Here is a 13,511-nt window from a genome sequence, read left to right on the forward strand (position 1 = left end):
AATTGTTTCTCTTCACTACAAAAGAAAAACAGTGTTGGTTAATTAATGTCTTGCAATCTGTTTCTAGAATTTTTAAAGCCATACCATAAAATATAGGCATAACAAATCACAATAAATAGCAAGGCTGATTTGAAGCCCACATTATCTGTAAGTAAACCGAAAAATGGCGGAATAATAGCACCTCCAACAATAGCCATACAGAGTAAGCCCGATGCTTTAGGTTTCAATTCGCCAATACCATTGATTGCCAAAGCGAAAATTGTTGGGAACATTATGGAGTTGAATAAACCAACTGCCAAAATACTCCACATACTTACTAATCCAGTCGTGCTGATTGAAGTTACTATTAATAAAATAGCAATGGTTGCAAATATGCCAAGGACGTTTCCTGGCTTCATAATTTTGGTTAAGTAAGCACCTGCAAAACGACCAATCATAGCACCAGACCAATAAAAAGCAACAAATACTCCAACAATGGCTTTGCTGTCTTTTTCAGTAATTCCAGCATTCAGAATACCTTCAGCTATGGATTTCATAAAGCTATTTTCTTTAATAACTTCTACCATATTCATATCCATAAAGTAGTTAACTAAATAACTGCCTATGGCAACTTCTGCACCAACATAAAAGAAGATGCCTAAAACACCCAACATTAAATTTTTGTTTTTTAAAGCCGCTGAATAGGTTCCAGTATCATCCTCTCTAATCATTTTTGGAAGTTTCGCAAACAGAAAAATAACGGCAATAAGAACGATAAAAAGTGCCAATCCTAAAAATGGTTTTTGCACTGCGGAGGCTTCCGAAACTAAATAAGTTTCTTTGGCTGCGCCCGTTAAGGATTCAATTTCAACTTCTGTTTTAATAGTATCGCTTAAAATAAACCAGGCGCCAACAATAGGTGCAATGGCAGTTCCAAGAGAATTAAATGCTTGCGATAAATTTAATCTACTTGATGCACCATCTTCTGAACCCAAAACAGCCACAAAAGGATTTGCTGCTACTTGTAAAACCGTAATGCCTGCAGCAAGAATAAAATAGGCCAGCATGAATATACCAAATATACGATATGATGCGGCAGGATAAAATAATAAGCAAGCTAAAGCCATGGTTAGTAATCCTAGAATAATGCCCTTTTTATAGCCTATTTTAGAAAGAATATAACTGGCTGGAATGGATAATATAAAATAGGCGCCAAAGAATGCAAATTGCACCAATCCTGCTTGGAAGTACGTTAATGTAAATAATTCTCGTAATCGTGGAATCAAAGAATCTACCAATACGGTAATAAACCCCCATAGGAAAAATAGTATGGTTAACAATATAAATGCGGAACGATAGGATTTTTGATGGTTCATAGGTTTCATATTTCTGCAAAAGCAGGAATCTATATTTTAGTTAAATACATTTATTAGATTCCTGCTTCCGCAGGAATTTGTTATTTAATACGAATCTCGTCAACAAACAACCAACTCCTACCATCATCAGCATAACCTAAATGCCACTTTGGAAGTTCGCCTAATTTTTTGGCGATGATTTTTATAAATCTGTAGTTTTTACCAGATTGTTTAAATGTTACACTTTGCATATCCACCTCATCTGTCGGTGTTATTTCTCCAAAGGTATACGTACCAATTTCTTCATAATTTTGTCCATCTTTTGATGCTAAACAAATCACTTCCGTTGGATAAAAGATCCAAGAACGTTGGTCTTTTAGAAAATTGGTAGTCACAGAATTTACAGGTTTTTCACGTCCCAAATCAACAATAGCAATTACATCTTTATCTTGGTAGCCTTGCCAAGTTCCCGTTCTGAAATCTCTAGCACCTACTATACCATCAATAAGCGCGTTGGGTCCACCACCATTATATTGGTTGGCATATTCAGACTCTAATGTTAATGAAATGTTTGGATCAATTTCATAAAATTGCGTCGTTATTTCAGCACTCTTAAGATTGTTTTTTGCAGAATAAACCGTTAGTACGGCAGGTTCTGAAATCGTGAAAGGTGTTTCATAGGTTTTAAATTTCCCGCCATTCAATTGATAGAAAATGGCTGCTTCCGAATCTGCATTTTCTAAAACCACCTCCGTTTGTTCTTTAAAAGCAACGTCTCCTTTAGCAATAAATGGTGAAGCAACAATAAGATGTTCGTCAATGCTTGTTTTTGGTTCCTGACCTTCTTCTGTTCCCCAAGACGTTGGCTTACTCGTCATATTAAAAACCAAGGTGCCACCTTTTATAATGTCTTCATGTGAAATGAATGAATGGTTGAGCGCCACATCATTTAAGGTAACACTTTCAATATACATATTGGTGTCGCTTAAATTTTCAGCAAGAATGGTGAAGTTTTTATCACTTTCTAAATTGATGGTGGCTCTCTCAAAGAGAGGTGTTCCTATAATATAATTGTTGCTTCCTGGAGTTACGGGATAAAATCCCATGGACGAGAAAATATACCAAGCACTCATTTGGCCGCAGTCTTCATTCCCTGAAATACCATCTGGTGTGTTGGTGTATAATTCGGTTAGAATCTGATGGATTTTCTCTTGTGTTTTATGTGGTTTATTTACGAAGTTGTATAAATAAGCCATATGATGACTCGGTTCGTTACCATGTGCATATTGGCCAATTAATCCGGTAATATCCACTTGATGGCGGCCGGACGTTTCGGATTCTGCTACAAACAATTCATCTAAACGTGCTTCTAATTGGTCTTTACCGCCAAGCAATTTCATAAATCCTGATACATCTTGTGGAACGTAAAAACTGTATTGCCATGAATTAGCTTCGGTGTAATTAAAATTCACTTCATACGGATCAAAAGGCGCAAACCAGGTGTTTCTAAAACGACCACGCATAAATTGCGATTCAGGGTCGAATACATTTTTATAATATTGTGCACGTTTTAAATAGGTTTTATAATCGTCATCTTTTCCTAGCGATTTTGCCATTTGCGCAATGGTCCAATCATCATAAGCATATTCTAATGTTTTTGAAACGGATTCGCTTTCTTCTTCTACAGGAATAAACCCGAACTCCTTATAACTTTTTAAACCTAATTTATCACGTGTGGCAGAATGTTTCATGGCAATAAAAGCCTTTTCAATATCGTAATTTTTAATCCCTTTTAAATAGGCGTCAGCAATTACTGGAACCGCGTGATAACCAATCATACAACCTGTATAATTTCCGCTTAAATCCCAAATCGGCATGATGCCACCTTCATCATATTTTGCTAGGAAGGTGTTTATAAAATCGTTGGTTCTGTCCTGTTCAATAATGGTGTAAAGTGGATGTGTGGCGCGATAGGTATCCCAAAGTGAAAATACGGTGTAATAATCAAAATCCGTTGTTTGATGGATTTTTAAATCCATTCCACGATAGCGTCCATCCACATCCTGATATAAGTTTGGAGCTATCATGGTATGATATAGGGCTGTATAAAAATTGGTTTTATAATCTACATTTTCACTTTCTATTACAATTTTATTCAGCTGTGCTTCCCAGGTTTTTTGAGCTTCGGTTTTGACTTGATCGAATGTTTTTTCGCCAATTTCTTCTTGTAGATTTTGTTTGGCTCCAACTTCATCAACTGCCGAAATACCAATTTTTACCTCGAGGACTTGGCCGTCATTAGGGTCAAATTCAAAAGCGGCTTTTACGTGTTTACCTTCGGCTGTATCATTTAAAAAAACCATGTTTTTAAACGGCCTCGAAAACTGAACATTGTAAAATAACATCTGATTGGTTGCCCATGCTTTGGAATGTCTTATACCACCAACTTCTGTGTTGGAATAAACGGTAGCATTGGAGTTTAGAACTTCATCCCGATGCTCTAAATCTAAAATAACGATCTGTTTGCTATTTTTAGGAAATGTGTATTTATGAATACCACTACGTTTGGAAACGGTAAGCTCTACATCAATATTCGTAGAATCTAAATGCACCTTATAAAACCCAGGTTCTGCTATTTCATTATCATGAGAAAAATGTGCGCGATAGCCTTTTTTGCCATCGGCTCCATTATTAAATTCGACCTTGTTCGTTGGCATTAATAAAATATCGCCATAGTCTGAAACACCAGTTCCACTTAAATGGGTATGAGAAAATCCGTAAATGTATTCATCTGAATAATGATAACCTGAACAGCCATCCCACCCGTCCAGTCTGGTATCTGGCGATAATTGCATCATTCCAAATGGCATGGTGGCTCCAGGATAGGTATGGCCATGACCACCCGTTCCAATAAATGGATTAACGAAACTGGTTAAAGGTTTGTTGCCTTTAGGACTAATTAATTTTTTTTCTTCATTCTTACATGAAGTCACTAATAGTATGAGTAAAAAAACTGAAAAAAAGTTACGAGTTAATTGGAAGTGTTTCATTTGCGGTTGAAATCAATTTAGGTAATAACTTATTTCAAGATTATTATCTAAATACAGTAAATAAGTAATAAATTAGTGAATTATTAAACCTCTAATATACTAAAATGCAGTTCAAGTCATCCCTAGTTTGTTTAGTTTTTGTGAGTGTCATTTTTAGTTGTTCTAATAAAACACTAGAACCCACATTACAACAAATAATTCCTATCCCTTTAAATCAAACCATGGAGCCAGGTTATTTCATTCTCTCTAATGACACAGGCTTAAATTTTGAGGAAGAATTTTCCGTAGCGGGAAATTTTTTAAAAGATTATATTGAATCTGGAAGCGCATTCAAGTTAAATCAAGGAAATGATATTGTATTTGAAAAAGATGAAACTATAACAAATGAAGAAGGGTACACTTTAAACGTTTCGTCAAACCGCATCCTGATTAAAGCGAAAACAGGAAAAGGTGCCTTTTATGCCGTTCAGAGTTTACGCCAATTATTCCCTGTTGGTTTAGAAAACAACTCATTTTCAGATGCTGAAATAATTGTCCAAAACATCAGCATACAAGATGAGCCTAAATTTGTGTATCGTGGGATGCATTTAGATGTTGGTCGACATATGTTTTCTGTCAATTTTATCAAGAAATACATTGATGCGTTAGCCCTTTTAAAAATGAACACCTTTCATTGGCATCTTACCGAAGATCAAGGTTGGCGTATTGAAATAAAAAAATATCCAAAATTGCAAGAAATTGCAGCCTATCGTGATGAAACACTCATAGGTCATTATAACACACAACCTCAAAAATTTGATGGCAAACGCTATGGTGGGTTTTATACTCAAGAAGAAATTAAAGATATTGTGGCCTATGCTACAGCACGATTTGTAACGGTCATTCCCGAAATTGAATTACCAGGTCATTCTCAAGCTGCTATTGCTGCTTATCCGGAATTGGGATGTACAGGTGAACAAGTAAAAGTAGCAACAAAAGGTGGCGTTTTTGAGAACATTTATTGTCCGAAAGAAGAAACCTTTACCTTTTTAGAAGATGTTTTTGATGAGGTTTTGGAATTATTCCCGAGCACATATATCCATATTGGAGGCGATGAAGCGCCAAAAACACGCTGGAAAAACTGCGATCACTGTCAGGCTTTAATTAAAAAAGAAGGTTTAAAAGATGAACACGAGTTGCAGAGTTATTTTATTTCTAGAATTGAAAAATACTTGAATAGTAAAGGCCGCCAAATTATTGGTTGGGATGAAATTTTGGAAGGTGGTTTAGCGCCGAATGCTACGGTTATGTCTTGGCGTGGTTTTGAAGGTGCTATTGAAGCTGCTAAACAAGGTCATGATGTTATTTTAACTCCAGGCTCTCATGCTTATTTTGACCATTACCAATCGGAAAATAAGGATGAACCCGTTGCTATTGGTGGTTTCCTGCCATTAGAAAAAGTGTATAGTTTAAATCCTATTCCAGATGAATTAACAGAAGAACAAGCCAAATATGTACTTGGAGCACAAGGGAATGTTTGGACGGAATATATCCCAACTCCCGAAAAAGTGGAGTATATGGTTTTTCCACGAATATTAGCGCTTGCGGAAGTGGTTTGGTCTGGGCCAGAAAATAGAGATTACAAGGAGTTTGTTTCTAGGGTTGAGAATTTTCATAAACGCATGGACGCTCTAGATATTAATTATGCTAATCACTTATATGAAATTGAAGGTAACATGGTAACTGATGGTAATGAAGCGGTGTATGAATTAAAAACGGCAACCGCGGGAAAAGAAATTCATTATACTTTAGATGGTTCTGAACCGACCATCAATTCTGAAATTTATAAAACAGGAATTCCTATTACTAAAAGTGAAAACATAAAGGCGATAATTTTTGCCAATGAAAAACCCTTAGGAACCACATACAATCAAACTATTAATTGGCATAAAGCACTTGGGCATAAAATTACTTTGGATGTACATCCGCATCATGCTTATACCGGAAGTGGTTCAGGTGGTTTAGTTAATGGTATTTCTGGAAGCAATGAACGTTATGGCGATAAAGAATGGTTAGGGTTTTGGGGCGAAGATGTTGAAGTCACAATTGATTTAGGTGCTGAAACCGATATTAGTTCTATTTCCACACGTTTTCATAACGGCAATGGACAATGGATTTATGCACCTGAAAAAATAGAAATTGAGCTGGATAATAATCAAATTTTTGAAGTTGATGTGCCAACATCAGAAAGCCTCTTGGCACCAGTCTCGTTTGAACAACAAGCTACAACCCAATTCTTAAAATTGAGAATTTCTAATTATGGAATTATTCCAGAAGGCAAACAAGGCGCAGGAAATCCAGCTTGGACATTTATTGATGAAATAATCGTAAATTAATATGCTACTAGAAATTTGTGCCAATTCTTACCAATCTGCTATAAATGCCGAAAAAGCAGGAGCACAGCGTATTGAGCTTTGTAGCGAATTAGCGGTTGGTGGTATAACACCTAGTTACGGACTTATTAAACAGGTAGTTGAGGTGCTTTCTATTCCTGTTTTTGTCTTAATCCGACCACGTTCTGGAAATTTTACCTATTCAGAGGCCGAGTTTAACATTATAAAAAAGGATATTGAAATCTGTAAAAAATTAGGTGTTCACGGTATTGTTTCTGGTGTCTTAAATGAAAATAATACTATTGATTTACAACGAACTCAAGCGTTAATTGAATTGTCAAAACCACTGTCATTCACCTTTCATCGTGCTTTTGACTGTGTGCCAAATCCCATAGAAGCTTTGGAACAATTAATCGCTATAGGTGTTCAACGAATTCTAACATCTGGATTAGAACCTTCTACAGAAAAAGGTTTGGATATGTTGCTGAAATTGAATGAAAAAGCCGAAAAAAGAACCATTATTTTAGCAGGATCTGGAATCAATGCGGAAAACGCGTCTAAATTTAAAGATGCTGGATTACATGAAATTCATGCTTCGGCTTCCACAGTTCTTTCAACCAAAAATAATCATGCCTACTTCGGAAATACGCAACAAACGGTTTCTTCCGTAGAAACTATAGAAAACATATTAAATAAAATCCATTCATGAAATTAAGATATCTTCCTTTATTTTTTTTATTAATTGTAGCGTGTCAAAAGCCTTTAAAACCAATAGGAGATAAAGAAATTACTGTTTTTAAAGACACCCATCTTTATTTTGATATGGCTTTTAATCCCGATAGTGATCGGGACGATAGTATTCAACCAACAGATTCTATTATTCGTTTGGATGCTGGTCGCGTTTTATTAAAGAAAGTCACCTTGCCTGATTATCAGAAGCAGGCATCTGTGTCCGTTAAAATGACCCTGACTTCCAATGGTGATCCTTGGGATAAATCGGGTTCGTTGTTTGTGATTCCTACGACTTCTGATTTGAATTTATTAGATTTTGAAAGCGAGACATTAACAAAAGAACAATTTCTAAATGAAGCTCCCGGAATTGTTTCAAAAAAAATAGATGATAAACTATACGAACCAAATATTGAATTGTTGCGTTTTATGACGCCTTTTGGTGTAGGTTTTTTTAATGATAACGAACGTGTAGCAGCTTTAAAACCCGTTTATATTCCAATTTGGGAAAATAATGTCCAGTGGGAACAGGATATTACCCAACTATTACCCGTTTTAGAAAACGAGGTTTATATTGGTGTTTTTATTGATACTTGGACCAAGGAAGGATATAAGCTTTCGGTACGTCTAGATTTTGATGAAAGCGATATTCCAAATCACATAAAAAAAGAACATGACGTCATTTCTGTAGTCAATACCAGTAAATATGCTGGTGCGCAACAATTTTATGATGCGTTTCATAAAGGGGATTTGCAAGTAGATTTACCAGTTGATGAAACACTAAAAAACGCCAAATTATATTATATCACAACAGGCCATGGTGGACATGCCGAAGGTGATGAGTTTACAAAAAAAGAAAATATAATTAGCTTTAATGGTGAAGTTGTGAAGCAGTTTGTACCATGGCGAGACGATTGTGCCAGCTTTAGGCGATTTAATCCAACATCAGGTGTTTGGACAGAAAAAACAACCTGGAAAGGCGAAGACATAGAAGAACGGATTGCATCATCAGATTACTCACGATCCAATTGGTGCCCTGGAAGTGACGTAAAACCTGAAATTATTGAACTCGGTACTATTAAAGCAGGAAATCATACGTTTACGTTTTCCATTCCGGAAGCACAAGCTATTGAAAATGATAAAATAAACTACTGGATGGTTTCGGCTTATCTGGTTTACGATAAGTAATGAAACACGTTTTCTATATTGGTTTATGTCTAATTATTTTGGGATGCCAAAAGCAATTGGATGTGCCAGAAATTCGGTTATTACATGATAATTGGCAATTTAAATCTAGCGATAATACCGATTGGTTAACGGCAAAAATTCCAGGAAATGTATTTTCTGATTTGTTAGATAATGCAGAAATTCCAGATCCATTTATTGGTACTAATGAAGATTCTGTGCAATGGGTTTCTAAAACCGATTGGGAATACCAAACAACGTTTCAAGTAGACTCCAAAACCTTACAGAAAAGACATGTTGAATTGAACTTTGGAGGTTTAGACACCTACGCTTCCGTGTACTTAAATGATTCTTTAATTCTAAAAACGGCCAATGCGTTCCGTGAATTTTCTATAGATGTGAAACCACTTCTAAAAACGGAAAATACCTTGCGCATTCTTTTTGAGAATACAACAAAACACGAAGAAGCCGCAAAAGCCCAACTAAACTATACACTACCTGAAGGGAATCGTATTTTTACCAGAAAAGGCCAATTCCAATATGGTTGGGATTGGGGACCAAAACTGAATACGTCTGGAATTTGGAGGCCTATAAAATTGGTGACTTGGAACACATTAAAAATTCAAGATGCTTATATTAAACAGACTGTTTTAAATGACTCGCTTGCAAAACTCAACGCTAGATTCAATTTAAATACATCTATAGCAAATTTGGACTATGATCTTTTTATAAATGATTCATTAATCCAATCTGGTTATATGTCTGATAAAGATATACCGCAATTTAATTTTACTATTAAAAACCCGAAACTTTGGTGGCCGCATAATTTAGGTAATCCGTATTTGTATGATATTAAAGTGGTAATTAAAAAGGATAATACTGTTTTAGATTCTGTTTCCGTTAAAAAAGGCCTGCGCACTATTAAGTTAATTACGGAAAAAGATAGCTTGGGCGAATCTTTTTATTTTGAGGTAAACGGCAAACCGGTATATGCTAAAGGTGCCAATTACATTCCGCAAAATAGTATGCAAAACAAAGTAACGGATGCACATTATAATAACTTGTTAAATGACGCAGTAGAAGCAAACATGAACATGCTACGTGTCTGGGGAGGCGGAATTTATGAGAATTCTATTTTTTATGATTTATGCGATGCAAAAGGCATCCTTATCTGGCAAGATTTTATGTTTGCATGTGCTATGTATCCTGGCGATGCTGAATTTTTAGAAAACGTAAAACAAGAGGCCATTGATAACGTGAAGCGTCTACGAAACCATGCTTCCATAGCACTATGGTGTGGTAATAATGAAAATTCTGAAGGTTGGCATCGTTGGGGTTGGCAGGATGGCAGATCTGAAACCGAAAAAACAGAGATTTGGAATCATTATCTCAAGGTGTTCGATTCTATATTGCCCAAAACAGTTGCAACTTATTCAGATACAGATTATTGGGAAACATCTCCAAAATTTGGACGTGGTAATCCGCAATTCGAGTTTCAAGGCGATGCACATGACTGGTGGGTTTGGCATGATGGCTATCCGTTTGAACATTTTGAAGATCAAGTACCACGATTTATGAGTGAATTTGGATTTCAATCCTTTCCGAGTTATAACCTCATTAATTATATCAATAAGAATGATTCAGATTCTTTACGTATTACTTCAGAAGGCATTAAAAACCATCAAAAACATAAAAGAGGATTTCAAGTAATTGATGAGTATATGGCCCGCGATTACTTGGTGCCAAATAACCCTGAAGATTACGTGTATATAAGTCAGCTGCTTCAAGCTTATGGTATAACTAAAGGTATTGAAGCACAGCGTAGAGCAAAACCCTACAATATGGGCACGTTGTATTGGCAGTTAAATGATTGTTGGCCCGCAATTTCTTGGTCGAGTATTGATTTTTTTGGGAATTGGAAAGCCTTGCATTATAAGGCGAAGCGAAGTTTTGAGAATGTCCTTATTTCTTCGGAAGTAAAACAGGATTCACTTAAAATATATCTGATTAATGATACATTTAACACTTTTTCAGGAACGCTATCTACAAACATATTGAATTTTTCAGGTGAAGTGATTTGGGAAAATTCTCAAGAAATAATGGTAAAGCCAAATTCAAGTGCCATAAAACAACGGATAGGTTTATCTGGGTTTTCATTCAATAAGAACAAAGTGGTAATTGTTTCGAAGTTTCAAAAATCCGAATCGCTCTTTTATTTGGTAAAACCTAAAGATTTGGAATTACCTGCAAAAGCTATTCAAAAGGAAGTTATTAAAACTAGTGATGGGTTTACAATAAGGCTATCATCTAAAACACTTCAAAAAGATGTCTTTTTATTTTGTAATGAATCCGGACATTTTTCCGACAATTACTTTGATTTGTTGCCTAATGAAGAAAAACAAATCGTTTTTAAAACAGATGCTAAAGTTTTAAATGATTTGAAAATCAAAAGTTTAAATGATCGCTAAACTTTAACACCACCTTAAAAATTGCTTGGTGTTTTTAGCTTTATCTTTGCAATCGCTTGAAAAAATAAAATGTATGTCGCGTTGGATTATTGCTTTAATTATATTTTCAGTTGTCATTTTTGTTGTGGAATTTTACGCCTTTCAGGCACTAAAGGCCATAACTAAAAATAAGCTGATTAAGGGAATTTGGATTATTTCGGCAATTGCCATTTATGCCTACTTCCTGTATGTTTTATATATAACACCCCGAAGTGCTGGTCAAACCAACACGTTTCAATTGGCAGCTGGATTTATGCTCACATTTTTAATTCCGAAATTATTTTTAGTAGTCATTATGTTTGGCGAAGATGTATTTCGTGTATTTAGAAAAGGTTATTCATGGGTGTCGCCAGGCGTTACGGCAGATTTTGAAAGTCGTCGGATTTTTATTGCCAAAATAGCTTTAGGCTTAGCCGCTATTCCATTTGCTTCTTTTATTTATGGTATTGTTCAAGGACGATATAACTATAAAGTATTGAAATATCATCTCACTTTTAACGATTTACCAGAAGCTTTTGATGGTTTTAAAATCACACAGATTTCTGATATTCATTCCGGAAGTTTTACTAGTAAAGAAAAAATTCAATATGGTGTAGATTTAATCAATCAACAGGAAACGGACCTCATGTTATTTACAGGCGATTTGGTAAATAATATGGCAACAGAGATGGACGATTGGATAGATATGTTTAAAACCTTGGATGCGCCTTATGGTAAATTTTCCGTGTTGGGAAATCATGATTATGGTGATTATGTAGAATGGGATTCAGCTGAAGATAAAGTTAAAAACTTCCAAGCAGTAAAAGATATTCATCCTAAAATTGGATTCGATTTATTATTAGATGAACATCGCTACATAGAAAAAGATGGTCAGCGATTAGCTCTGATAGGTGTTGAAAACTGGGGAAAAGGCTTTAATCAAGCTGGCGATTTACAAAAGGCGTCGGCAAATGTATCCAAAGAGGACTTTAAAATTTTGATGACTCATGATCCATCGCACTGGGAGTATCAAGTAAAAGCAGACGATTTCAATTATCACTTAACCTTAAGTGGCCATACACATGGTCTGCAAATGGGTATTGAAATACCAGGTTGGTTTAAATGGAGTCCCTCGCAATATATTTACAAACAATGGGCTGGATTATACCAGGAGTTTGGGCGTTATATTAATGTGAACCGTGGGTTTGGTTATCACGCGTTTCCGGGACGCGTTGGTATTTGGCCAGAAGTAACCGTAATTGAGCTTAAAAAGGGCGTAAAAAACGCTTAAATTGATGTATTTGGGCATCTAGCTTTATTGATTGTTAGTCAAAATAAAAAAAATTACGTAGGTTTGTTATAGCACATTTGGCTTAAACTGATATTGTATGTCAAAATTTGGGGAACTTATAGATGTTAATATTCCTGTTTTATTAGATTTTTTTACGGAATGGAACGACCAATCAACAGCTATGCATGCAGTATTGCGAGATGTTGCTGCTGCACTTGGTGATAAAGCCAAAGTTATTAAAATTGATGTTGATAAAAATAAGGAATTAGCCGAAGCGCTTCGCGTTAAAGGCTTGCCAACATTAATCATCTACAAAAATGGTGAAATGAAATGGCGCCATAGTGGAGAACAAGATGCCAACACGCTTATAGGCATTATTCAAGAATATATTTAAATAGGTAGCCTTTTAAAGCTATATCCTTTTTCTGAAAAGTAGACAAGTACTTTAGGTAGTGCATGCATAAGGTTTTTAGAAGCTTTCACACTATCATGGAATACAATAATACTTCCTGGCCTTGCTTCATTAATAACATTGTTATAACAGGTTTCTGGAGCTGTTTCTTTTTCCCAGTCAAAAGACAAAATACTCCAAGTAACAACCGTATACCCTAATGCTTTCAAGGTTTTCCCTTGACTTGGTTTTATTTGTCCATAAGGCGGTCTAAATAAGCATGATGGATGAGCGTCTTGCATAGCAACTTCAGATTTTTCCAATTCAAAATTAATAATTGTTTGTGCTTCACGGATATCCGAAATATAATTTTCTACTGTTGTGCGCCAACCTTTTAAATGCGTATTCGAATGGTTCCCAACGCGATGACCTTCATTCAGAATATTATGAAAAATTTCGGGATGTTTCTGAATGTTATTGCCAATACAGAAAAATGTTGCTTTTGCTTGATATTGCTTTAAAGTATCTAGTGTCCATTGGGTAATTTCTGGTGTCGGACCATCATCAAACGTCAGGTATAACACCTTTTCAGAAGTAGAAAACTCCCAAACATAGTCTGGGAGTATTTTTTTTATAATCGTTGGTGTTTTAACAGGAACAATTCCCATATAGT

The 13,511-nt window shown here is 35.5% G+C and carries 9 protein-coding genes; 6 read left to right on the plus strand and 3 right to left on the minus strand.

Going from position 1 to position 13,511, the window contains the following annotated elements:
- Positions 1–38: 38 nt before the first annotated feature.
- Positions 39–1,355 (minus strand): sugar MFS transporter, encoded by a 1,317-nt coding sequence (locus tag GMA17_RS14910; protein WP_248397570.1) that lies wholly within the window; start codon positions 1,353–1,355, stop codon positions 39–41.
- 80 nt (positions 1,356–1,435) lie between these two features.
- Positions 1,436–4,384 carry a GH92 family glycosyl hydrolase gene (locus GMA17_RS14915; RefSeq protein WP_248397572.1) on the minus strand — a complete coding sequence of 983 codons (2,949 nt, stop codon included), beginning with the start codon at positions 4,382–4,384 and terminating at the stop codon, positions 1,436–1,438.
- A gap of 221 nt (positions 4,385–4,605) precedes the next feature.
- Between GMA17_RS14915 and GMA17_RS14920 the strand changes: the two genes are divergently transcribed.
- The 6 genes from GMA17_RS14920 (at position 4,606) to GMA17_RS14945 (ending at position 12,841) form a co-directional block, all read left to right on the plus strand.
- A complete protein-coding gene (locus GMA17_RS14920; protein ID WP_248397574.1) occupies positions 4,606–6,759 on the plus strand; it encodes a beta-N-acetylhexosaminidase in 2,154 nt (717 codons plus the stop codon).
- 1 nt (position 6,760) lies between these two features.
- Complete coding sequence (locus GMA17_RS14925) at positions 6,761–7,465, plus strand: copper homeostasis protein CutC (protein ID WP_248397576.1); 705 nt, start codon at positions 6,761–6,763, stop codon at positions 7,463–7,465.
- Positions 7,462–8,673: a peptide-N-glycosidase F-related protein gene (locus GMA17_RS14930; RefSeq protein WP_248397578.1), complete on the plus strand. Its 1,212-nt coding sequence runs from the start codon at positions 7,462–7,464 to the stop codon at positions 8,671–8,673. The genes GMA17_RS14925 and GMA17_RS14930 overlap by 4 nt, the downstream gene beginning before the upstream one ends.
- Positions 8,673–11,138: a glycoside hydrolase family 2 protein gene (locus tag GMA17_RS14935; RefSeq protein WP_248397579.1), complete on the plus strand. Its 2,466-nt coding sequence runs from the start codon at positions 8,673–8,675 to the stop codon at positions 11,136–11,138. Before GMA17_RS14930 ends, GMA17_RS14935 begins: the two co-directional genes overlap by 1 nt.
- A 73-nt stretch (positions 11,139–11,211) precedes the next feature.
- Positions 11,212–12,447, plus strand: a complete 1,236-nt coding sequence (locus tag GMA17_RS14940; RefSeq protein WP_248397581.1) for a metallophosphoesterase — start codon at positions 11,212–11,214, stop codon at positions 12,445–12,447.
- A 97-nt stretch (positions 12,448–12,544) separates the two neighbouring features.
- Positions 12,545–12,841: a co-chaperone YbbN gene (locus GMA17_RS14945; RefSeq protein ID WP_066249039.1), complete on the plus strand. Its 297-nt coding sequence runs from the start codon at positions 12,545–12,547 to the stop codon at positions 12,839–12,841.
- Here GMA17_RS14945 and GMA17_RS14950 read toward each other — a convergent pair.
- Complete coding sequence (locus GMA17_RS14950) at positions 12,838–13,506, minus strand: polysaccharide deacetylase family protein (protein WP_248397583.1); 669 nt, start codon at positions 13,504–13,506, stop codon at positions 12,838–12,840. The genes GMA17_RS14945 and GMA17_RS14950 overlap by 4 nt on opposite strands.
- Positions 13,507–13,511 lie beyond the last annotated feature (5 nt).

Origin of the sequence: Bizionia sp. M204 (assembly GCF_023205095.1) — a bacterium.
In the GTDB taxonomy this organism is placed as follows: Bacteria; Bacteroidota; Bacteroidia; order Flavobacteriales; family Flavobacteriaceae; genus Algorimicrobium; species Algorimicrobium hallyeonense.

What these genes read in the sequence shown, in the direction of transcription:
- GMA17_RS14920 (WP_248397574.1), top strand. Translation starts at nt 4,606, where the DNA reads ATGGAGCCAGGTTATTTCATTCTCTCTAATGACACAGGCTTAAATTTT.
- GMA17_RS14930 (WP_248397578.1), top strand. Translation starts at nt 7,462, where the DNA reads ATGAAATTAAGATATCTTCCTTTATTTTTTTTATTAATTGTAGCGTGT.
- GMA17_RS14940 (WP_248397581.1), top strand. Translation starts at nt 11,212, where the DNA reads ATGTCGCGTTGGATTATTGCTTTAATTATATTTTCAGTTGTCATTTTT.
- GMA17_RS14945 (WP_066249039.1), top strand. Translation starts at nt 12,545, where the DNA reads ATGTCAAAATTTGGGGAACTTATAGATGTTAATATTCCTGTTTTATTA.
- GMA17_RS14910 (WP_248397570.1), bottom strand. Translation starts at nt 1,355, where the DNA reads ATGAACCATCAAAAATCCTATCGTTCCGCATTTATATTGTTAACCATA.
- GMA17_RS14925 (WP_248397576.1), top strand. Translation starts at nt 6,761, where the DNA reads ATGCTACTAGAAATTTGTGCCAATTCTTACCAATCTGCTATAAATGCC.
- GMA17_RS14935 (WP_248397579.1), top strand. Translation starts at nt 8,673, where the DNA reads ATGAAACACGTTTTCTATATTGGTTTATGTCTAATTATTTTGGGATGC.
- GMA17_RS14915 (WP_248397572.1), bottom strand. Translation starts at nt 4,384, where the DNA reads ATGAAACACTTCCAATTAACTCGTAACTTTTTTTCAGTTTTTTTACTC.
- GMA17_RS14950 (WP_248397583.1), bottom strand. Translation starts at nt 13,506, where the DNA reads ATGGGAATTGTTCCTGTTAAAACACCAACGATTATAAAAAAAATACTC.